Origin of the sequence: Rhodococcus sp. W8901 (genome assembly GCF_013348805.1) — a bacterium.
In the GTDB taxonomy this organism is placed as follows: Bacteria; Actinomycetota; Actinomycetes; order Mycobacteriales; family Mycobacteriaceae; genus Prescottella.
In genome coordinates this window covers 361,772-383,125 of sequence record NZ_CP054690.1, presented here as the reverse complement: position 1 = coordinate 383,125, position 21,354 = coordinate 361,772, and the positions used below count along the sequence as shown (strand labels likewise).

The following is a 21,354-nucleotide window of genomic DNA, read 5'->3' as shown; positions in this document are numbered from 1 at the left end:
GCGAGCGGATCCGTGAGATCTGCAATCAACGGGCCGGGATACCCAAGGCGGGAAGCGCCTGTGTCAACCTAAACGGCCCGGGGTGACGGCTCGAGGTGTGACCGGACGGTGGTGCGAGTTCCAATCGGACGCAGTCAGGTGTGCAGGAAGACCTGCGCTCTTTCTGATGTGAGGCGCCCTGATCGTCGGTGGTGACCGCGGATCACCCAGCGTTGCTCGAACGCGACCTCCGCGAGGCGGTCTGCGAGGCGCCCTGATGCCCCACAGGTGCTCGAGCCTGCCGTTGATCGCCTTCCTCGGAGCGTTGGAAACCCCGACGTCGCAGTCATTGCGTGGTCCTGTCTCGAGTCGACCTGGCAGCTCTGATCGATCGGACTTCCATGAGTTCGCTACGGATAACCGCCAGCTGGTGGCTCAGCGCCTCCTGAGGCCCGGAGTCGGAGGGTTTCTGGTGCCCTTGATGTTTCTTCGGTATCGCTGCAGCCTCGTCCGCGGATGCGGCGCTGCGGTGACCGATCGGGTCGACACCACAGAATGTGGCGCCGACCCGACAGGCTGTGCGCTAAATCAACCCATGGAGCCGAACAGTAAGTACCCAGAGCCGAACAGCAGTCGTGCTACAGCGAGGTCCATCTCGGTGATCGGTCGCAGAGGGCAGGGGCGGGAGCCAGTTGAGGCGCCACCTTCAGCGTCCTTCAGACACTGAGCGATCTCTTGCTCGGTGAAGGTCCGGTTAAACCGAATGGCGTCCGAGATGGTCTCGGCGGAACCCGTCTGGAAGAGGCTACTGCCGCTTGCGGGAAGGCTCCCGCCGCCGGTGGAGTCTTGAGCATGGGCAACGGCCGGGGCTGCGGCCAGGAATAGCCCCGCGGTCAGGATTACGGATCGAGTCAAAGTGAGTCGCATGGTGGTCAGCTTCCTATGTAGCCGATATTCGGGGCATATCCAGCGTTTCGGAAGGGCAAGTTTGCGCCCACCCCGCCGGTGAATGCACGGGCAATCTCACCGAGGTTGGATTGGGATTGCGTCGCCATAATATTCTGAATCCACGGAATATACGGGGTGAGGTTGGTCATCATTGACCAATTTGTGCAATTGTAAATCGTGTTCTGGGACACAACAACTCCCTGGCCGGTATGGACACCGAACATCGATCCGCCGGAGAAATAGGCGCCACCGGAATCGCCCTTGCAAGTGGGGTAATCGGTGGCAGTGAACGACGAGAGGTCATTGAACACTGAGCCGTCGACGAACGTAATAGAGGGGATGTGGTACTCGTAGTCGAGTGTCGACGAAGAGGAGAAGTTCTGCGGGGTGTTGGTGTTGTTGATCCCGGAGTACCCGACGAGTTTGAGGGTGTCGGAGATGGTCGGTGTGCGGGTTGACAAGCTGAATGGTGTCGCACTGATGCCGGACCCGACCTTGATCAGTGCCAAGTCCACGTTCGGCTGGTTAATGCGGTAGATGTTCTCGATCCCGGCGAACTGCCCGTCGGACTGCTGAATGAATCCTGGCGCCCAAGGGGCGGTTCTGACACAGTGATCGGCGGTGAGCCAGAACTTTCCACCGATGTAGTTCGCGGTGCACGAGCGGTAGGAGTAGGCGACCGCGGTGAAATAGAGTGCTCCGACGCCGTCGTGACGCGTCTCGACAGGGTTGGTGCTGCGAGCGGAAACCTGGCCGGCCCCGCCACTGTCCGGCGACGCAACCGTCGGCGCCGTCTGAACCGTCTGCTGGTATTGCTGTTCTTGCTGAAGGTAGGCCTGGAAATCGGGATCGAGTTCCAGCTCGCTCTGGCTCAGAACCGGGGCGGGATCGTCTAGTGCCTCAGGGATTTGCACAACCATGGCGTTGGGAGTGTCGGTTTCGGCGTTCGCCGGCAGCGTCGGGACCAACACAAGGCTGACCGCCCCTGCCGCAGCCGCGGCGATCTTTAACATTCGTCTCACTGCATCATCTCCAGACTCATGAAGTTCTTTCGTGCACTGGCAGATATTGGCTGGACTTACTACAAGTAACGATTCGATCGATCAACGAAGCTGGAAGGCGATTCCCGATCGGGAAGGGCCCAGGTGAGCACGCCGCAGGTCAGCGCTCCGAGGTACAGTACCGACTCAACGGTCTGCTGTGGCTGAAAGGGATAAATAGGAAGCCGCTCGAGCGCACGCGGCAGTGCAACACCAAAGACTCGCCCGATTCGTCACGCTGGGTTGGGGCTTCTACGTGACTTGTCTCATCGACCTCCGACTCGGGGCGACCGCGGAACCATGTGGCAAGGAACCGGAGCGTTCTTCTCCGGTTTCGCAGCAGCCTTGTTACTTGGCCCGGCCGCGTCGTCGACGGCACGACCCGCGCTCTTTCGTCCCGCGTGGCTGCTGCGTGGTTGGGGCCATACCCACACAACAGGTGGACAACCAGGGAAAACTCTGGACGAGCCCCGTAGAATGGGCGAATCGACGCTGCGCCGGCGGCCTGAGCATGAGAGGAGTGCGAGATGACCGTCGTGAACATGAAGGTCACCCGCCAGAAGCTCATGCAGAGCGCGGTGTTGACCAAGATCGACCGGGAGCATCTGTCTGTCGACACGGACAAGGTGCGCCGGAATCTCGACACGATCCGCCAGCATGTCTCTCGCGGCCCGCTGATGACCAGTTACATGGACCGGTGGGAGCAGATCGTCCGCGACAACGACATCAAGTCCTTCCGGAACATCGTGGACTCGGACGACGAGACGGCCAAGGAGATGCGGAACCTCTCGCCGTTGTCGGTGCTGCTGGACGAGGACGAGCGCCTGCAGGTGCTCGACGATCTGCGTGACCTGCTGAAGCGGTGAACCGGGAAGAACTCGGGCGGGCGATCAAGGGGCCGCGTGCGCGAACTTGGACGAGTCGCCGGTCGTCGTCTTGGGCTCCCAGTCGATCCTCGGCAGTTACGACACCGCTGAGCTGCCCGAGGCCGCGTTCCAGTCCCGCGAGGTCGACATCCTGCCGCTGAGCGGCATCACCAATCCGCCGGCGGTCGAGGAGAAGCTCCTCATGCTGGATGCGCGCCTGGGGGAGAACTCCCCGTTCCACGAGCACCACGGGTTCTATGTCGAGGGGATCCACAAGGACGTCGTCGTGCTGCCGAAGCATTGGGACAGCAGGTTGGTGCACTTCACCGTCGCGGACGGCTCGTCCGAGCTGTACGGGCGGACTGGGCTGTGTCTGGATCCGGTCGACCTGTGCGTGTCGAAGTGCATCGCCGGCCGTCCGACGGATCATGAGTTCGTCGCGGCGCTCGTCCAGGACGACATCGTCACGGTCCCGGAGACCCTCGAGCCGATCGACAAGTACGGCATCGAGTGGCCTCCGACGTACGACTCCGGAAATGACGCCGGGACCCCGTTTCCAGATCCGCCCCCTCTTCACTCCTGATTTCTGCGCGGTTACCGATGAGAATTTCAGTTCCCGCAGCGTCTCCGGCAAAAGGCCACCTCAGCACTCCATTCGGTATTCGGAGCGCTACCTTGACCCCGTGGCGTACATCGAGATTCCGGGCGAACGAGTTCCTACGTGGCGATTCACACCTGACGACCTGCCGTCTGAGTTCGATTCGCCGGTTTCGGAGCTGACAACAAACTTGGCATCCGCTGGCCACTGGCCACTGTTTCGCGGCGTGCCTATCGACAGGTACCCCGCGATCATCACCCGCGGCGTCGACGCGCACCCCACCGACGCAGCGATCTTCTGCAGCGGCGACCTCTCCAAGGCTCTGGAGTACACGATGGCGCCGACCGGTCAGCGCGCCGGATTAGTCATGATCTTCCGAGGACCACTGCTGCGACCGAGTTTCAAGATCCCGCCCGACGAAGCATCCGTCGAGGACCCCGAGGCCGTCCACCGCGACTACCCGCACATTCACGACGACGGGCTAACCCGCTGGCGGTCACGGGCACCGAACTCAACAGTGTTCGGCTACGAAGAGGCCTACGGCTACTGGATTCCCGGCGACCCGTTCACGGCCCTGGCCGCGGTGCTCCTGGTCGGCGACATCGCCGAGTGTCTTGACTAGTCACCGCAGGATGACAAGTCGCGCGCCTGGGTACCGTCTGACACACATTGCCGCCGGTGTAGGGGCATCGATTCGGGTGGATGGGGGTCGGGTGAGTGACTACAAGTACGACATCAACGGTCTGCGGTTCAACGAACCCCAGTTCTCGGAGGCGCCGTTGCTCCCAGGCGCGCCGAGCGGGATCCTGTACGTCATCGAATTCAGTTCCGGGTGGGTGAAAGTCGGGCAGACGGCCTCCTCGCGTTCGGACACGGAGCGGCTCGACAGCGTTGGTCGCGAGTTTCGCGCGTCACGCGGCTGGGACGTCACGAATCGTTGGATATCCGACGTGCGCCTATCGACGACGGACAAGTTCTCCGGGACCGAGTACTTCGACAGGAAGGACCGCCGCAGTTGCTCCCTGGACGTTGCCGAGAAGCGCGTGAAGGACCACGTGGCGAAGTTCGCCGTCCGACTTTCCGAGGTCAATCCCCTGGGGTGCAAGGGTGAAACCGAGACCTTTCTCGGCGTCAGCTTCGGCTACCTCGTTGCCTACACCGATGTCACCGCGCGCTGCATGTGACTCGCGTGGAACAGGTCGAGCGAGACCTCTGCTCGCAACGAACGAGCAGAGACAGCCCGCGAAGCACCGAAAGGTCGGCAACCGTCCAACAGGTTGTTGGGCGGGATCACCCCCGCGTGCGCGGCCATGGTGATGGTGCGGGGTCGGCATCAGCCCGGCGATCCTGGCCCACCGAATTACTCCCGGCGGCGCGGGCGGAGACTACCGCGGCGGTCCGGTTGTCTAACGTCCAGTTTGGAAGATGAACACGCAGGGATATTCGAAGCCTTACAAGAAGCTCTCCGCGCGATCACCAGCGAGGATGACGACTGAATCCGGCAACGCCTGCGCGGTCCGACCTGCCGGTGATGAGAGGCAGGCAGGACCGGTCGGCTTTCTATGCGTTGACGACCTACAGCCCGCTCGGCAGCGGCCGATCATGCGGCAGTGGCTGCACGTCGAGGTCAATGACACGGATACCCCTGCGCATGTTGGGTACCTCGCCGTACGCCGGGAGTATGGGAAGCGGATCACCGAGGTCGAGTGCGATCCGCGGACGTTCGTCACCGTTGCCCTTGCTGTAGGTGTACGACGCCGTCGGATACGCGCCCCTCAACACCCACGCCGCCACCGGCCGTTGAGATTTCACCGCCACGACACGGTCAGCATCCTTGACGGCCTGAACCGTCGTACCCCACGCCCACGACGCTCGTTCCTCGAGCTCAGGAATGGTCATCGACTCGTCAAACGTCTGCTCGACCGACACGAAAACAACGTCCGTCATGGGAATCACCATGCTCTCCGGGGAACCACTCCCCGATCCGGGTTGGGGTACTTCACCCCTGCCTTCGTCTCGAGTATGACCGCAACCTCGAATTTGCACAACACAGCCGCGCGCTAGGCGGAAGACATAGCTACCAAACCGTTTACAGGCATAGTCACCGAGGGGTCTGCACCGTCCAAGGACGGCCCCAACGGCCACGATCCCGAGGGGCACGGGGTTGAGGACGCGATCGGGGATCCTGCTCACAAAGCCTGGGCGAGCACGCTGCGCAGACTGCTGCACTCGAGGACATCGAGGGCCAGGCCGACGCGATCCCCGAGAGGCTTCTCGCCGTCCTCGACGGTGAAGCCTGAACAGTCAGTTGATCGGTTCGGGGCAGTAACCGGTGGTGAAGCCGATGCCGTTGATTTCGGCGTTCGACCGGGGATCACCCGCGTAGTTGATCCGGTTCGTGCAACGGTACGACGTGTCGTACTCGTCCTTCGGTTCGACCTGCGGAAGCGGCGTGTAGGTGGACTCCTGCCCGCGGTACGGCGCGTTGCGATTGGCCTCCACTTCGGCGGCCAGCGCCGCGTCGTGCTGCGCTTGGCAGTAGTCCGAGTACCCGGTGACCGAGCCGTCGGACCAGTACGTCTCGATCGGTCCCATCCCATCCTGGCAGCTGATGATGACGGGGGCCGGCTGCGTCACCACCGGGCTCGCGGGCTGCTCCGCCGTCTCCTCAACGGGTTCGGGTGACGCAGTAGGCGGTGGCGACTCGACGACAGGCGTCTGCGAGAGAGTGCTCGTCGGCGCAGACGAACTTGTCGTCACCGGCGAGGGCGAATCGTCCTCTCCGGCACCGCTTCCGCAGCCGACCAGCGCCGCCACCACCACTACGCCCAGCAGTACCCGCCAACCGTTCATGTGTCGACTACCGCGAATGTCGCCCACGCCGTTACGTTCAGGAGCAGCCTCAGTCAATCGCGCCGTAACAGAGGCGTCCCACCGCCCTTGCCGGGCGGCTCTCCCAACCGCCAACCACGGGCCGCTGCATCTGAGGACAGCGCTGCGGGATCGAATCCAGGATGGGCGGTGAGGTATCCGAGCCCCCGGGCGACCACCACCGGATACGCGAACCGGTCGATGAACGGCGTGTTCATCCACGCTCGCAGCCACCACGGCGCACGTGACATATCGAAGCGTGCCCCGAACCCCTTCGGGATGCTGTTCCAGCCCTCGAGTCTCACTCCTACATTCTCCCGTTCCGGAATCGCGATCGTCGACTGTCTCGCAGGCCACGGTCAGTCGGGCGAGCAGCGAGGAAGTCACTCGCAGAAGCGTCGACGTCCAAGAGTGCACCCGTCAATCGCAACACAGCCAGGGCGGCGCCCAGGCCGGAGACAAACACGGAAAATGCCCACAGGGTGATCGCGTGACTTCCGGTGCCCGAGCGCCCTTTCGAGAAGCCGCCGTACCCCTGTCCCCGCAGAGCACCCAAGGAGACAGTGATGGACCTCATGACGCGCACCCTGGCCGGACTGGTCACCGAGACCGCGATCCCCGCATTCGGGCCGTACTCGACCAGCGTGATCTCGCTCGATTCGGCGCTCCACTTGATCGTGGTGCTCAGCTCGGTGCTGCGACGATCACTGCACCGAGCGCGTCACTGAGTAGGTCCAGCGCGTCGAGGAGCTGGTCCGCCGGCAGTGGACCCGCGGCCATCGTCGCGGCCCAAATCAGCTCGGAATCCTGTGCATCGAGTACGGGCGCAGCCGCGATCGCGGCTGCCAGAGTGGCGCCCCGCTGGTCCGCGGTGTCCTGGTCGGCCGGAGGCGGCCCGAAACGGCACTCGAGCCAGGCATGCCAGACCAGGCGCTCGGCGCGGTGCCGGACGATCCGCTCGGCCGCGACGATGGCGAGACCAGCGTCGGCGGCAACGTCGTCCAGGGTCCGGTCGCCGAGCGCGAGCGAACCCTTGTCCAGGGTGATCAGCCCGGCTACCCGCAGGTCAGTGAGGATGGCGTACCCGGCCGACTGGCCCAGCTTCGCGGCAGCCAACGCGTCCGGCACGGTGGTCACCTGACCACTGCGGATCAGGTCGTAGAGCGTCCGGCCGCGCAGCCCGATCACGCTCCAGGCATGGTGGACGGGCTCGACACGGGCCCTCTCGAGCGCGACTCGGTCAGGCCCATCGGCGGCCGCGCCCGCAGGCGCGGTCAAGGCGTACCGATCGGGCAGCTGCCCCGCACCGCGGGCGATACGCAGCACAGGGGAGCCGGGTGTATCCCGGAGCAGCCGCAGCGCGGCCCACACGGTGGACTCCGACATCAGTCCAGCCGAGTGCGACAGACTGCGGCCGCCGACAGCCACCACCGGCACGCCCTCCACGAGCTCACCGGCCAGTGCGGACGAGTAAGCGAGGGCCTGGATCACGGCTAGCAGGATGGGCCGCTGGCGAGACCCCAGGAACTTCTGATCGATCCACGTCTGTGCGGCAGCGAGCCAGCGGCGTCGGATCGGATCGTTGCGGAAGTCGGTAGTTCTCGGAACCGTGGTCCCCCCCGCCCCCCTGTGTGCTTGTTCTCGTGCGTGAGATCACGGAATTGGGAGGCCACTCTCGCGGCCCAGGTCAATGCTTTGGCAACGTCCCCCCGCAGGGATCTGGCGACTTGGCTCGGGGCCACGTACCGGGCGTAGGCCTTGCGCAGGCCGGCGTAGTCGGCGGTCCCGAGCGCAGCCTCGATGTCGGCGGCGCTGGCGCCCCGCAGCACGGCGCTGCTGATCACCGACTGCCTGGCCTCGGAGGGCGACGGCCAGCGGGAGGAGTCGGTGATCTTGCCGGTCCGCGCGAACGTGGCCACCGGCGTCGGTATGGCGCTGGTCAGTCGGTAGCGGGGATGCAGGCGGCGGTCGTCGCCGACGCCGACGAGACGCTCCTCGCAGGCCAGCGCAGCCTCCACGACCGCGACCGCGGTGCGAGGACGAGACCGGCGCGTATCGGCACCGCCGAGCAGAGCGACCAGGCGGGCGACAACACCGCGGTCGGATCGCAGGGTGAACGCCTCGACCGCAGTCGCGAGGGGGCCGTCGAGGCGCCGGTGACCGCCTTCGCGGCACAGCGACCCGGGGACGCTGATGCAGCCGTGTGAGCTGCCGAGCATGGGCTGCTTGTCGAAGGTGGGTAGGCGCTTCTCGAGCAGCCCGAGCAGTATGCGGAGGTCGTCGACCCGTAGCGGTGTGTCGGTGGCGAGCGGGACGAGCACGTGCCGGCCGCCGCTGGTGGATCGGTCGGTGACCGCGCGGCCGCCGCACTCGTGCAGCCAGGCCAGGACCTGCTCGACGTCGGCGTCGACCTGGGCGGCTTTGTGGCGCTTGGCGTCGAAGTCCAATGCCAGCAGCACGGTGCGGCCGTGCTGGTTGTAGAGCGGAACCGCAGCCGGCGCATCGGGTAATCGCCTGGTCAGGGGGCGCGGCGTGGCGAAACTGCCGTCGTCGCTGGGCGCGGACAGGCGCATGGAACGGCGCGCGGCCATCAGCGGGGCGAGCGATCGCCACACGGTTTCCGGTGTCGACTCTCCGCCGTCATCGTCGAATCTTGAAGAGGCGTGAGGGCACGATGTACCGTGAGACCTGTCGTCCAAGACAGTCCCTTCGGGGAATAGCAACGCAGAGAATCAAGTTGGCGCTTGGTTCTCAACCAGAATTCAGTCGATAACCCTCGTTCCTGTTCGGATCAGGAGCGGGGGTTTTCGCTTGTCGAGGTGAGCTGGCGCTGCTGGATGTATTGGGGAGGGTCACCCGTGAGACGCGGTGCCCGGCTATGGGGGCCTGTTCCGTCAGGCCGCAGGCATTACCCCCTTCAACAGAGCCTCGTGGTCGAGCTCCCGCATCAGATCGGCGCGGCCGGCATAACCCGACAGCAGGTCGGCGACAAATTGGCTCACGGAACCGACTCCGGTGGCGAGCCGCCGCTCCTCGAGGATCTGGTACACGTCGTCAGGGACGCGTGAGGCGACGAGTGTGCGCGGTCCTTTGCTTGCCATTGCCATTGTTGGCTCCTTCCGCATCAACCGGTTCGAGACCAACCTTGCACACCTTGAATACCTTCACCACCAACACTTCTCGGCTCACAGCCCGCCGCCGAGCCAGAGATGCTCACGGCGAGTAGTAGCGAGAAATCGCCCGAATATCTCGCGTCGGCCCGTTGGCCCATGTCGGCCCCACTGCCGAATAACTAGCGCGAGAAACTGCAAGAAGCTCTGACTCTGGCCACAAAGCTGCGACCCAAGTTCAATGTGTGACCCTGATCACACATTGCTGTGGTGCGGCAGATCCCGCCACCGACAGATCCTCGATTACCCCAGCAGCTCCGCCAGCGCGTCCACTTCCGACGCATCGGTGTGGGCGTAGGTCCGCAGCACGAGCGTCCCGCCGTCTGCGTGACCGAGCCACGCCGCAACCGCGGACGGTGTCGCTCCCGCGGCGATCAGCCGTGACGCCGCGGTATGGCGAGCGGCGTGGAGCCTGCGGTGGGGGACCCCGGCGTACCGCAGTGCCTCCTTCCACCAGTCGTCCAGAGTCCGCGGTGCCACTGGCCGCCCGTCCCAGTGCGTGAGCACGTGGAGTCTCGCTCCCCTACCCACGCGTCACCAGCGCGCTTTCTGGCGATCTGCTGTCGTTCCTGCGTGCCCCGCAGAACCGTCAGCACCGAGGCTGGCAGTTTCAGTGATCGCCGCGCGCGAGCGGTCTTGCCGTTCCCCTGATCGATCGTGCGGCCCGTCACGCGCACTCGGGTCCGCACGGCCACCGCAATACGGCCGGCATCCAAATCAATTGCGCTCCAACGCAGCCCCGCCAGCTCACCGCGCCGCAGCCCGATCAGCGCAAGGTGCACCATCGGCGCATGAACCACGGCCATGTGCTGGGGCGACCGTGGCCCGCCGACCAAGGGCAAATCCACCGCGGAGTGCATCTTCACCAACCGCGCAACCTCGTCCTCACCGAGTCGGTCGGACAAGTCCAAGGCGCCATCGTAGGCGTCGGCGTCGTCTTTCTTGCGTAGCGGCTTCATGTACTGGATTGGATTGTCGCTAAGTACCTTCCGCCGCTCCAGGTCCTTCCAGACGGCCTTGGTGCGCGCGAGCATTGGATTGATCGAGGTTCGTTTCCACTTCCGCCCGCCTGGTCCGGTACCAGCGGCCAGGTCCTGCACGAGCTGCTCCACCTCGCTGTCGCCGATCGTCCGCACATCGCGACTATCGAACCGGTCGACCAGCGGCGACAGCGCCGCCGTGTAGGCCGCGAGCGTAGTCGGGTTGATCCGCTGCGCCGCGAGCCAACGCTCGACCGCCTGAGCCACCGTGACGACCCCCGCCTCGTCGGCCGCAGCCTGAGTGGCTTCTTCCTTGAGGTTGTCTTGCAACTCGTCGAGGAACTCCCCCGCCGCCTTCGAGGTCTCGAATCTCCTGCGTAGCTGACGTCTCGTGCCGTCTGGGCCGGCTACCCGCACCCGGACCTGGTACCGGATGTCCCCGCTCGGCAGCTCGACTTTCTCAACGCCATTTCGCAACGCCACGCTCGCGATACTAGCGATCGCGTGTCATAGCTGTGTCATGTCGGAACATTGTTGGATCTTCCGACGTCAGGGGCGGTTTCTCAAAACCGCCCCTGACCTTGGCGGAAGCGGAGGGATTTGAACCCCCGGTGGGTTTAACGCCACGCTCGCTTTCAAGGCGAGTGCATTCGGCCGCTCTGCCACGCTTCCGTGGCAGATCCTAACCGCATGCGCGACGGGGGGTGAAACCGATCAGCTGGCGGCGCGGTCGCCGATGGCCTCGTCGACCCGTTCGAAGACGTCGGCGAGCATCCGCATCTCCGACTTGCTGAGCAGATTGATCAGGTAGTGGCGGACCCCGGAGAGGTGGGTGGGAGCGGCCTCGCCGAGCCGTCGCCGGCCCTCGTCGGTGATGACCGCGAGCACGCCGCGACCGTCCTCGACGCACTGGCTGCGCTCCACCATGCCCTCGGCCTCCATACGGCGGATCTGATGCGTGAGGCGACTGCGCGACGACAGCACGCCGTCCGCGAGGTCGCTCATCCGCAGCGATCCGTCCGGGGACTCCGACAGCATCACCAAGATCCGGTACTCGGCTAAAGACATGTCGTGCCCTGTCTCCAACTCTCGGTTGAGTACGTCCATCAGTCGTTGACTGCCGTCTATGAAACCGCGCCACGCGCGCATCTCGTCGGCACCGAGCCACGCCACCCCGGCACCCGTGGTTACTCGAGCATCTGCTGTCACGAATGCATAGTAGTGCTACCTATCGTCCGACAGCGCGAAGCACGCTCGAATCGACCTCGGCGACGCTGGACAAACCGGCCAACCCCATTGTGACGTCCAAATCCGCCAACAGTATTCGCAGCGCGTGCCGGACACCGTCGGCGCCCGCCAGGCCGAGACCGTAGGCCCACGGCCGCCCGTAGAGCACCGCGTCGGCACCGAGCGCCAGCGCGATCAACACATCTGCGCCGCAACGGATTCCGGAGTCGAGCAGGACGGTGGCCCGATCCCCCACCGCCGCGGCGACGGGGCCGAGCGCGTCCAGCGCGGCGATGGCACCGTCCACCTGCCGGCCGCCGTGGTTGCTCACGACCACCCCGTCGGCGCCCGCGTCCACCACGGCACGCGCATCGTCCTCGTGGACAATGCCTTTCACCAAAACGGGGAGACCGGTCCACTCGTTTATCTTCGCGATATCCGACGGGCGCAGCGCGTGGTTGCCGAACAGCGACACCCACGTGAGCACCGCGATCTGCATCGCCTCCGGGCTCTCCTCCGGCGGGGTCGCCAGCCGCGAGCGGAAGACCGGATCCGACAGGTAGTTCGCGATGCCCTGCGCCCGCAGGAACGGTAGGTGACCGAGTTCCAGATCCCTTGGCCGCCAGCCCATTCCCGGGGTGTCGACGGTGACGACGATCGCCTTGGCGCCAGCCTTGGCGGCCCGCTGCACCAACGACTGCGCCAGCTCGTCGTCGGCGGGCCAGTACAGCTGGTACCACCAGTTGTCGCCCGAGACGGCGCCCACGTCCTCGATGGTGGACGACGCCGCCGTCGACAGCACCGAGCCGATCCCGAGTTCGGCGGTCACCTCGCCGACGATCGCCTCACCCCGCTCACGAACCAGACCGAGCACCCCGATCGGGGCGGTGAGCACCGGTGCCGCGAGCCGGGTGCCGAGGATGTCGACGCTCAGGTCCCGCGCGTCGGGTGACCCGGTCCCGCGCAGCATCCGCGGCACCAGCGCGCGGCGGGTGAAGGCGTCCAGGTTCGCCGCGGCGGTGCGCTCGGTGGAGGCGCTGCCCGCGATGTACGCGTAGGCCTCGGTGCTCAGTTCCTCGCGGGCCCGCGCCTCGAGTCCGGCGGCGGTCATCGGCAACTCGGGGCGGGCGCCGCCGATGCCGGTCAGGTAGATCTCGTTCTGCATGTTGCCGAAGAAGGTCATCCGGTGACGCTAGCGCGGTCCGACTAGCGTCACGGGTATGTACGCGATCACGATTTCCGAGCCCGGCGGACCCGAAGTGATGACCTGGTCCGAGGTTCCCGATCCGACACCCGGCCCCGGCGAGGTCCTGATCGACGTCGCCGCCACCGCCGTCAACCGCGCCGACCTGCTGCAGCGGCGCGGCATGTATCCGCCGCCGCCCGGCGCGAGCGACATCCTGGGCCTGGAATGCTCCGGCGTGATCGCCGAGGTCGGCCCCGACGTCCACGGCTGGAAGGTGGGCGACCGGGTGGCGGCGCTGCTCGCCGGCGGCGGCTACGCCGAGAAGGTCGCCGTCCCCGCCACCCAGCTGCTGCCGGTGCCCGAGGGCCTGGACCTGCGGGCGGCGGCGTCGCTGCCGGAGGTCGCCTGCACGGTGTGGTCCAACCTGGTGATGGAGTGCGGCCTGCACGCCGGCCAGGTGCTGCTGGTGCACGGCGGCGGCGGGGGCATCGGCACCCACGCGATCCAGGTCGGCAAGGCGCTCGGCGCGCGGGTCGCCGTCACCGCCGGCTCCGCCGACAAGCTCGAGCGCTGCGCCGAACTGGGCGCCGACATCCTGGTCAACTACCGCGAGGCCGACTTCGTGCAGGTGCTCCGCGAGGACACCGGCGGCCGCGGGGCAGACCTGATCCTCGACAACATGGGTGCGTCGTACCTGGGTCGCAACCTCGACGCGCTGGCCCCCGACGGTCAGCTGGTGATCATCGGCATGCAGGGCGGACGCAAGGGCGAACTGGACATCGGCAAGCTGCTCGCCAAGCGGGCCCGGGTGCTGGCCACCGGACTGCGCGGACGCCCCGAGACGGGTCCGTCGAGCAAGGCCGCCGTGATCGCGGCGGTCCGGGACAAGCTGTGGCCGCTGGTCGGCGAGGGCATCGTCGCGCCGGTGGTGCACGCGGAACTGCCGATCACCGAGGCGCCCACCGCGCACGAGATGCTCGACTCCCCCGACACCGTCGGCAAGGTGGTGCTCAGCGTGCGCGAGGACTGACGGGCCTGGTCAGCCCAGCGTTCCGAGATGCTTGACGAGCTGGTTGATCTCGTAGCGGGTGGTGTAGGGCGCGAGACCCACGGTGATCGCGCCGCCCTCGTCGTTGACACCCAGCGCGTCGAGCAGGCGGTTGCCGCACTGCAGGCCGCTGACGGTCGCGATCCGGTTGTCGGCGAGGTGCGCGGCCACCTTGTCGGCCGGCACCCCGGCGACGGTGAAGCTGAGTGTGGGCACCCGGATCGGGGACCGGCCGATGACCGTCACCTGAGGCAGCGAATCGAGCGACCGCATCAGGTATTCGAACAGCTGGTCGTGGTAGGCCTGCAGCGAGCTGATGGACGTCTCGAGGCGCTCCCGGCGGGTGCCGGTCGCGGTCTCCTCGAGCCCGGCCATGAAGTCGATCGACGTGGTCAGCCCGGCCAGCAGCGCGAACTGGTGGCCGCCGACCTCCATGCGTTCGGCACCGCGCGCGTACGGGTTGAGCGAGACCGCGGGGATGCGGTCGAGCAGCGTCGGGTCCCGGAACACCAGCGCACCCACCTGCGGGCCGCCCCACGACGGCGCGCTGACCGCGATGACATCGGCCCCGAGGTCGTTGATGTCGATGTGCGCGTACGGCGCGGCCCCGACGGCGTCGACGACGAGCAGTCCGCCCACCTCGTGGATGCAGTCCGCGGCCGCCCGGACGGCGGGCGCGGATCCGACGATCGGGGACGCCGCGGTGAGCGCCATCAGGCGCGTCGTCGGCTGCACCAGTTCCGTGAACTGCCAGCTCGGCAGCTCACACGTCTCGATCTCCACCTCGGCCCACCGGACCTGCGCGCCGTACCGGCTCGCGACGCGCAGCCAGGGCGCGACGTTCGCCTCCTCGTCGAGGCGCGACAGCACCAGCCCGGTACCGAGACCCAGCCGGGAACTGAGCGATTCCGCCAGCCAGGCCAGCAGCACCGCACGGTCGGCACCGAGCACGACACCCGCCGGGTCGCCGCCGACCAGGTCGGCGACGGCCTCTCGCGCTGCCGCGACGATGGCGGCACTGCGGCGCGACGACACGTGCCGTCCGCCTGACGACGACGCCGATGCGCGGAACGCGGTCGAGACGGTGCGGGAGACCGCGTCCGGGATCTGCATACCGGCCTGCGGGTCGAGGTGGACCCATCCATCGCCCAGTGACGGGATCAGTCCCCGTACCCGGGCAACGTCGTAAGCCATGACGGACACTCTAAGTCCCACTGTCAACACCGCGTGATTCAGATCCGACTTTTCGGAACGTGCTCTAGCACACGACACTTCCGACACTGCCGACCCACCCTCGGCAAACCGGCACCGAAACGTACAAGATGGAGCCATGACGCAACCGGAGAACGAACGCGTGCTGGTGATCGGACCCGACGGCCATCCGGTTCCGGTGTCCGCGGCCGCGACCCGCACCGACGGGGCCGCAGACGACTCGTCGGGCCAGAGCGACCAGGACGCGCTCGCCGACATGGTGGAGCAGCCGGCGAAGGTCATGCGCATCGGCACGATGATCAAACAGTTGCTCGAGGAGGTGCGCGCCGCACCGCTCGACGACGCCAGCCGCACCCGGCTCAAGGAGATCCACAAGTCGTCGGTGCGCGAGCTCGAGCAGGGTCTCGCCCCCGAGCTGCGCGAGGAGCTCGAGCGGCTCACGCTGCCGTTCAACGACGATTCCGTGCCCACCGACGCCGAACTGCGGATCGCGCAGGCCCAGCTGGTCGGCTGGCTCGAGGGACTGTTCCACGGCATCCAGACCGCGCTGTTCGCACAGCAGATGGCCGCCCGCGCGCAGCTCGAGCAGATGCGTCAGGGCGCGCTTCCGCCCGGGATGAGCATGGGACCGCAGCACCGCATGCAGGGTCCGGACGACAATCCGCAGGCCGGCACCGGGCAGTACCTGTAGCGCACGCAGGAACAGATCGAGTGCGCCGAAACCGGCAACTCCACCGCGAACGGTAGGCTCGGAACCCGTGTCAGCAGCAGCCTTGGATCACGAGCCGGCGTCCGACGCCGACACCCCTGCCGTTATGTCCGATTCGCAGACGTTCCGTCGCGCGTTCCAGGACCTGCGGGAGGGGTTTGCGCAGCGTGAGCTGTGGCTCAATCTGGGTTGGCAGGACATCAAGCAGCGGTACCGCCGGTCGGTGATCGGTCCGTTCTGGATCACGATCGCCACCGGCGTGCAGGCCACCGCGATGGGCATCCTGTACTCGGCGCTGCTGGGGATGCCGCTGCAGACATTCCTGCCGTACGTCACGGTGGGCCTGATCGTGTGGAACCTGATCAGTGCGTCGATCCTCGAGGGCTCCGAGGTGTTCATCGCCAACGAGGGGCTGATCAAGCAGCTGCCGTCGCCGCTGAGCGTGCACATCTACCGGTTGGTGTGGCGGCAACTGTTGTTCTTCGGCCACAACCTGCTGATCTACGTGATCATGGTGTTCGCGTTCGGGGTGTGGCGGCACATGAGCTGGACGTCCCTGGCGGCGATCCCCGCGCTGGGGCTCATCGTCCTCAACGCGCTGTGGGTGTCGATCGTGTTCGGCATCTTCGCGACCCGCTACCGGGACATCGCCCAGATCCTGGGCAGCCTGACGCTGCTGCTGTTCGTCCTCACCCCGATCTTCTGGTCCACCGACGCGCTCGAGGCGCAGGGTGGCGACGTCGCCGAGCGAGCGAAGATCGCCGAGATCAACCCACTGTTCCACTTCCTGGACATCATCCGCGCGCCCATGATCGGCGCGGACCAGCAGGCCTACCACTGGTACATCGTGCTGGCGTTCACCGTCGTCGGCTGGGCGGTCGCACTGTTCGCGCTACGCAAGTACCGGGCCCGCGTGGCCTACTGGGTCTAGGGGGACACCACATGACGAGCAACGTGAGCATCGAGACGCACGGAGCGTGCGTCGACTTCCCGATCTTCGACGCCAAGTCACGGTCGTTGAAGAAAGCGTTCCTCGGCAAGGCCGGCGGGACGATCGGCCGCAACGACTCCGACGTCGTCGTGGTCGAGGCGCTGCGCGACATCACGATGTCGTTGAAGGAGGGCGACCGCGTCGGGCTGGTCGGGCACAACGGCGCCGGCAAGTCGACGCTGCTGCGCCTGCTGTCGGGCATCTACGAGCCGACCCGCGGCAGCGCCCGCGTCCGCGGCCGAGTCGCGCCCGTCTTCGACCTGGGTGTCGGCATGGACCCGGAGATCTCCGGCTACGAGAACATCATCATCCGCGGCCTGTTCCTGGGGCAGACGCGTAAGCAGATGCTCGCGAAGATGGACGAGATCGCCGACTTCACCGAGCTGGGCGAGTACCTGAACATGCCGCTGCGCACCTACTCGACCGGCATGCGGGTGCGTGTCGCGATGGGCGTGGTCACCAGCATCGACCCCGAGATCCTGCTGCTCGACGAGGGCATCGGCGCGGTCGACGCCGAGTTCATGAAGAAGGCGCGAATCCGGCTGCAGAAGCTGGTCGAGCGCTCCGGCATCCTCGTGTTCGCGAGCCATTCCAACGAGTTCCTGGCGCAACTGTGCGACAGCGCGATGTGGATCGACCACGGCGAGATCCGCATGCACGGCGAGATCGAGGACGTGGTCCGCGCGTACGAGGGCGACGACGCCGCCGACCACGTGCGTCAGACCATCGCCGACATGGAGCGCGAGCGGGGCCAGGAGCGCGCTTCGTGACCGAACGCATCAGTGACACGGCGACCGAGAAGATCGTGGGCGTCGTCGTCACCCACAAGCGTCGGGAACTGCTCGCCCAGTCGCTGAAGGTGCTCGCCGGGCAGAGCCGTCCGCTCGACCACCTCGTGGTGGTCGACAACGCCGACGAGCCCGACGTCCGCGAGCTGGTCGAGGGCGCCGACGTCCCCACCACCTATCTGGGTTCCAAGCACAACCTCGGCGGTGCCGGCGGCTTCGCGCTCGGCATCCTCTACGCGCTGTCGCTCGGCGCCGACTGGGTGTGGCTCGCCGACGACGACGGCCGCCCCGAGGGCCCCGACGTGCTCGCGACCCTGCTCGGCTGCGCGAAGAGGCACGGCCTGGCCGAGGTCTCCCCCGTCGTGTGCGACATCGACGACCCGGACCGGCTCGCGTTCCCGCTCCGACGGGGCACCGAATGGAAGCGGCTGCGCTCCGAACTCGGCGAGGACGACCTGCTGCCCGGCATCGCGTCGCTGTTCAACGGCGCCCTGTTCTCGGCGTCCGCGATCGACGCCGTCGGCGTCCCGGATCTGCGCCTGTTCGTGCGCGGCGACGAGGTGGAGGTGCATCGCCGCCTGGTCCGTTCCGGGCTGCCGTTCGGCACCTGCCTGCAGACCGCGTACGTGCACCCCAACGGCGCCGACGAATTCAAGCCGATCCTCGGCGGCCGGATGCACACGCAGTACCCGGACAACGAGACCAAGCGCTTCTTCACGTACCGCAACCGCGGCTATCTGATGTCTCAGCCGGGCATGCGCAAGCTGCTGCCACAGGAGTACGCGCGCTTCGGCTGGTACTTCCTCGTCTCCCGCCGGGACCCCAAGGGGTTCGCCGAATGGATGCGGTTGCGCGGGCTCGGACGTCGGGAGCGGTTCCAGCGGCCCTGACCCTCACCCCCGCGCTTCACCCCGGCGGGGCCGGGCGCCACCCTGCGCGGCGGGGGCAACCCTGGCAGCATGGGGACGAACTCGACGTTCACGTGGGAGGGGTCCGCGCATGCTCGATCGGTTCAAGAAGTCGTCCCGGCTCAAACTGCAACGGGCCGTCGCGGAGGTGCTCCGCGATTCGGACCGTCAGGCCCGGATCGAGAGCGAGAACCGGCACGATCAGCTGCTGGCGGAGCTCGCCGCGAACAACGGCGAGATGAAACGGGTGTTGCACGAACTCGCGGAGGCGCGCGGGCAGGTGGCGTCGGTGACCGAGCGCCTCGAGGAGCTCGAACAGCGCGCCCGCCGGGACATCTCGCACGCGCTCGACATCCAGGCCACCGCCGAGAGCGCCCAGTTCGTGCTCGACCACATGCCGAAGGCACCCGTGTTCTGGCACCCCCACGACACGCTGCGGTACGGGCTCGAGGTGGTCAAGGTCGACGGGCTGGCGCTCGAGTTCGGCGTCGCGAGCGGCACGACCCTGAAGATCATCAGCGAGGCGCTGCGCCCCACCGGGCACGAGGTGTGGGGCTTCGACGTGTGGACGGGACTGCCCGAGGCGTGGCGCACGGGATTCCCGGCCGGCGAGTTCGCACAGCAGGACGTGCCGTCGGTGCCCGGCGCGCAGCTCGTGTCCGGGCTGTTCGAGGACACGCTGCCCGGCTTCCTCGCCGAGCATCCCGGCCCGGTCGCCTTCGCGCACCTCGACGCCGACCTGTACTCGTCCACTCGCACGGTGCTCGAACTGCTCGCCGACCGGCTGGTGCCGGGCACGGTGCTGATGTTCGACGAGTACTTCAACTACCCCGGCTGGCAGGACCACGAGCACCGCGCGTGGACCGAGTTCGCCACCCGCACGGGACTCGAGTTCGACTACCTCGCGTACACCGCCAACCACGAACAGGTCGTGGTGCGGCTCCGCGAATGATCCGGCCGCGGATCACTTTCCGTACAGGCGCGCCCAGTTCTCCCGGCTCGTCAGCTGCGGGAACTCGCGCCGGTACGCCTCCGCGACAGTGGGCGCGTCGGCGCGGAAGCGCTTCATCACCCCGAACAGGCGTCCGGTCATCTCGGCCGCCAGTTCGCGATCGAACCGGCGTTCCCGGACCCCGGACTGCGACGCGTCGGTCACGAACACGTGCGCAAATCGACTCACGTGCCACCACTGCGCGTCCTCGAACGAGACCGTCACCGGCCCCGGCTCGAGCCGGCCACGCGCCTGCCACAGCGCCCGCTTGGCGAGGACCAGGTCCTCGCGGTGCGACTGCGGCGGCGGATCCGCCCGCCGCACCGGCACGATCGGCAGCTCCGACGCGGGACGGGTCACAGTCTCAGAGAAGCGCTTTCGCTCGGCGTTGACGGACGCGAGCGCCGCCTGTCCGCCGTCGACCAACGCACCGGGTCCCTCGAGGAATCCCTCGAGCGCACGCAGCTGGGTGTGCGCGAGACCGTACTGCATGCTCACGATCGACCGGGAGATGTCGCGCGCCAGGTTCTTCGCCAGCGCGGACGGCGCGAAACCGGGATCGAGTGCCGCGGTGATCAGGCCGTTGCGGGTGCTGAAGTAGTGCGCGAAGCCGTCGACGTCCTTCCAGTAGAAGTCCGCGTGCCACACCGCGGCGCCGGGCAGCGTGATCGTCGGGATCCCGGCCCGGCCCGCGCGCAGGCTGAACTCGACGTCGTCCCACTGGAAGAACACGGGCAGCGGCAGCCCGATCCGGCGCAGCGCCTCGGCCGGGATCAGGCACGACCACCAGCCGTTGTACTGGGCGTCGACGCGCCGCTCCGGCAGCTCCTCGAGCACGTTGTAGTTGTGCTCGCTGTACTGGTCCGTCGGCAATCCGCGCCGCAGCGTCGCCAGGTCCACCCGCTCGGCCGTGGCCAGCAGGTAGTTGGGGTTGTACAGGAACAGCATCTCGGCGCCGATCAGGGCCGGGGTGATCGTGCAGTTGGCGAACGCGCTCAGCCGCAGCACGGTCTCCGGCTCGCACAGGATGTCGTCGTCCATCAGGATCACGTCGGTGTCGTCGCCGGACGCCGACGCCTCGAACAGCCCGCGGGTGAAGCCGCCCGCGCCACCGAGATTCGGCTGGCGGATGTACTGCAGGCGATCTCCGAACGCGGGCGCGACCTGCTGGAACAGCTCGCGGTCCTGGACCGGGTCGGTGCCCTGGTCCACGACGTACACGGTCTCGAGGCGCTCGACGACGGTCGTGTCCGACGCCAGCGCCGCCACCGTCTTCGCGCAGTCGTCGGCGCGGTTGAACGTGCAGATCGCGACCGCGACAGGGCGCGGCGGGAGGGCCGCCTCGACGCTCCACTCGATCTGGTCGAACGTCACCTCCGCGTCCAACGCCTCGAATTCGAGCCACAGCGAGCCGCCGTCGACGAACTGGTCGAGGGCGCTGCTGAGGGCAACGGTGCCCTGACCGTCCGCGGTGGTGGCCCCGACGATGCGGCGATGGCCGCCGATGTCCGACGCGACGAGGAGCACCCGGCACGACGTGGTGGACAGGACCCGCACGCTGGCGGTGACCTCACGGACAGCGGTCCACCGCTGCCAGTAGCTGGCCGGGAACCGTCCGAAGAAGGTGTTGGTGTTGGCGCGGGCGCCGGCGTGCAGGCTCAGCGAGAAGCGATCACGGGTGGATTCGCCCTTCTCGACCACGGCATACAGTTCCTCGTTCGCGACCGGCGAGGTGCCGGCGAACAGGGTGCGCTGCGCCAGGAGGCGAGGGGTCAGCCCGCTGTCGGAGGCGGTACGGGTCTCGGACGAGTCAGCTGAATCCACACCCGGCAGGGTATCGCG

General features: G+C 67.0%; 23 protein-coding genes and 1 tRNA gene. 11 read left to right on the top strand and 13 right to left on the bottom strand.

The window, feature by feature from the left end:
* Positions 1–911 precede the first annotated feature (911 nt).
* Positions 912–1,940, bottom strand: coding sequence for a trypsin-like serine protease (locus HUN07_RS01705; RefSeq protein WP_114723760.1), 1,029 nt, complete (start codon positions 1,938–1,940; stop codon positions 912–914).
* A 554-nt stretch (positions 1,941–2,494) separates the two neighbouring features.
* Here HUN07_RS01705 and HUN07_RS01700 point away from each other — a divergent pair.
* From HUN07_RS01700 to HUN07_RS01685, 4 genes are all read left to right on the top strand, one after another.
* Positions 2,495–2,833 carry a hypothetical protein gene (locus HUN07_RS01700; protein WP_114723759.1) on the top strand — a complete coding sequence of 113 codons (339 nt, stop codon included), beginning with the start codon at positions 2,495–2,497 and terminating at the stop codon, positions 2,831–2,833.
* A gap of 46 nt (positions 2,834–2,879) precedes the next feature.
* Positions 2,880–3,416 (top strand): hypothetical protein, encoded by a 537-nt coding sequence (locus HUN07_RS01695; protein WP_254622735.1) that lies wholly within the window; start codon positions 2,880–2,882, stop codon positions 3,414–3,416.
* Between the two features lie 241 nt (positions 3,417–3,657).
* Entirely contained in the window at positions 3,658–4,053 is a 396-nt protein-coding gene (locus tag HUN07_RS01690; RefSeq protein ID WP_174907564.1) for a hypothetical protein, read from the top strand.
* 91 nt (positions 4,054–4,144) lie between these two features.
* A complete protein-coding gene (locus HUN07_RS01685) occupies positions 4,145–4,615 on the top strand; it encodes a hypothetical protein (RefSeq protein WP_174907562.1) in 471 nt (156 codons plus the stop codon).
* Positions 4,616–5,006: 391 nt separating this feature from the next.
* Here HUN07_RS01685 and HUN07_RS01680 read toward each other — a convergent pair whose 3' ends face one another.
* Both HUN07_RS01680 and HUN07_RS01675 read right to left on the bottom strand, forming a co-directional pair.
* The gene (locus HUN07_RS01680; protein WP_174907560.1) at positions 5,007–5,378 is read right to left on the bottom strand and encodes a hypothetical protein; all 372 of its coding nucleotides are present in this window, start codon (positions 5,376–5,378) and stop codon (positions 5,007–5,009) included.
* A gap of 357 nt (positions 5,379–5,735) precedes the next feature.
* Positions 5,736–6,311: a hypothetical protein gene (locus tag HUN07_RS01675; RefSeq protein ID WP_174907138.1), complete on the bottom strand. Its 576-nt coding sequence runs from the start codon at positions 6,309–6,311 to the stop codon at positions 5,736–5,738.
* A 557-nt stretch (positions 6,312–6,868) separates the two neighbouring features.
* Between HUN07_RS01675 and HUN07_RS01670 the strand changes: the two genes are divergently transcribed.
* Positions 6,869–7,030 (top strand): hypothetical protein, encoded by a 162-nt coding sequence (locus HUN07_RS01670; protein WP_174907558.1) that lies wholly within the window; start codon positions 6,869–6,871, stop codon positions 7,028–7,030.
* On the opposite strand, the gene HUN07_RS01665 is transcribed toward HUN07_RS01670, so the two are convergent.
* The 8 genes from HUN07_RS01665 to HUN07_RS01630 all read right to left on the bottom strand — a co-directional run bounded on the left by HUN07_RS01665 (position 6,987) and on the right by HUN07_RS01630 (position 12,862).
* Positions 6,987–7,793 carry a hypothetical protein gene (locus HUN07_RS01665; protein ID WP_174907556.1) on the bottom strand — a complete coding sequence of 269 codons (807 nt, stop codon included), beginning with the start codon at positions 7,791–7,793 and terminating at the stop codon, positions 6,987–6,989. The two genes, HUN07_RS01670 and HUN07_RS01665, sit on opposite strands and share 44 nt — an antisense overlap.
* Positions 7,794–7,795: 2 nt before the next feature.
* Positions 7,796–8,917 carry a hypothetical protein gene (locus tag HUN07_RS01660; RefSeq protein WP_174907555.1) on the bottom strand — a complete coding sequence of 374 codons (1,122 nt, stop codon included), beginning with the start codon at positions 8,915–8,917 and terminating at the stop codon, positions 7,796–7,798.
* 279 nt (positions 8,918–9,196) lie between these two features.
* Positions 9,197–9,403 (bottom strand): toxin-antitoxin system, encoded by a 207-nt coding sequence (locus tag HUN07_RS01655; protein ID WP_174907553.1) that lies wholly within the window; start codon positions 9,401–9,403, stop codon positions 9,197–9,199.
* A gap of 312 nt (positions 9,404–9,715) precedes the next feature.
* Complete coding sequence (locus tag HUN07_RS27345) at positions 9,716–9,952, bottom strand: tyrosine-type recombinase/integrase (RefSeq protein WP_174907551.1); 237 nt, start codon at positions 9,950–9,952, stop codon at positions 9,716–9,718.
* Positions 9,847–10,935 (bottom strand): tyrosine-type recombinase/integrase, encoded by a 1,089-nt coding sequence (locus HUN07_RS01645; protein ID WP_174907549.1) that lies wholly within the window; start codon positions 10,933–10,935, stop codon positions 9,847–9,849. The genes HUN07_RS27345 and HUN07_RS01645 overlap by 106 nt, the downstream gene beginning before the upstream one ends.
* A gap of 99 nt (positions 10,936–11,034) precedes the next feature.
* Positions 11,035–11,124, bottom strand: a tRNA-Ser gene (locus HUN07_RS01640).
* Between the two features lie 42 nt (positions 11,125–11,166).
* Positions 11,167–11,601: a MarR family winged helix-turn-helix transcriptional regulator gene (locus tag HUN07_RS01635; RefSeq protein ID WP_114723785.1), complete on the bottom strand. Its 435-nt coding sequence runs from the start codon at positions 11,599–11,601 to the stop codon at positions 11,167–11,169.
* 79 nt (positions 11,602–11,680) lie between these two features.
* Positions 11,681–12,862, bottom strand: a complete 1,182-nt coding sequence (locus HUN07_RS01630) for an alpha-hydroxy-acid oxidizing protein (protein WP_174907547.1) — start codon at positions 12,860–12,862, stop codon at positions 11,681–11,683.
* A 37-nt stretch (positions 12,863–12,899) separates the two neighbouring features.
* Between HUN07_RS01630 and HUN07_RS01625 the strand changes: the two genes are divergently transcribed.
* Entirely contained in the window at positions 12,900–13,895 is a 996-nt protein-coding gene (locus tag HUN07_RS01625; protein ID WP_174907545.1) for an NAD(P)H-quinone oxidoreductase, read from the top strand.
* Positions 13,896–13,904: 9 nt separating this feature from the next.
* Here HUN07_RS01625 and HUN07_RS01620 read toward each other — a convergent pair whose 3' ends face one another.
* Positions 13,905–15,107: a cysteine desulfurase-like protein gene (locus HUN07_RS01620; RefSeq protein ID WP_114723784.1), complete on the bottom strand. Its 1,203-nt coding sequence runs from the start codon at positions 15,105–15,107 to the stop codon at positions 13,905–13,907.
* Between the two features lie 136 nt (positions 15,108–15,243).
* On the opposite strand from HUN07_RS01620, the gene HUN07_RS01615 reads away from it, so the two are divergent.
* From HUN07_RS01615 to HUN07_RS01595, 5 genes are all read left to right on the top strand, one after another.
* Positions 15,244–15,816, top strand: coding sequence for a bacterial proteasome activator family protein (locus tag HUN07_RS01615; RefSeq protein ID WP_114723748.1), 573 nt, complete (start codon positions 15,244–15,246; stop codon positions 15,814–15,816).
* A gap of 67 nt (positions 15,817–15,883) precedes the next feature.
* The gene (wzm, locus tag HUN07_RS01610) at positions 15,884–16,765 is read left to right on the top strand and encodes a galactan export ABC transporter permease subunit Wzm/RfbD (protein WP_174907543.1); all 882 of its coding nucleotides are present in this window, start codon (positions 15,884–15,886) and stop codon (positions 16,763–16,765) included.
* An 11-nt stretch (positions 16,766–16,776) separates the two neighbouring features.
* Positions 16,777–17,595, top strand: a complete 819-nt coding sequence (wzt, locus tag HUN07_RS01605; RefSeq protein ID WP_114723746.1) for a galactan export ABC transporter ATP-binding subunit Wzt/RfbE — start codon at positions 16,777–16,779, stop codon at positions 17,593–17,595.
* Positions 17,592–18,503: a galactofuranosyltransferase GlfT1 gene (gene glfT1, locus HUN07_RS01600; RefSeq protein ID WP_254622734.1), complete on the top strand. Its 912-nt coding sequence runs from the start codon at positions 17,592–17,594 to the stop codon at positions 18,501–18,503. Before wzt ends, glfT1 begins: the two co-directional genes overlap by 4 nt.
* Before the next feature lie 109 nt (positions 18,504–18,612).
* Positions 18,613–19,473, top strand: a complete 861-nt coding sequence (locus tag HUN07_RS01595; protein WP_114723744.1) for a class I SAM-dependent methyltransferase — start codon at positions 18,613–18,615, stop codon at positions 19,471–19,473.
* Positions 19,474–19,485: 12 nt separating this feature from the next.
* Here HUN07_RS01595 and HUN07_RS01590 read toward each other — a convergent pair whose 3' ends face one another.
* Positions 19,486–21,336 (bottom strand): glycosyltransferase, encoded by a 1,851-nt coding sequence (locus tag HUN07_RS01590; protein WP_254622733.1) that lies wholly within the window; start codon positions 21,334–21,336, stop codon positions 19,486–19,488.
* Positions 21,337–21,354: the final 18 nt, after the last annotated feature.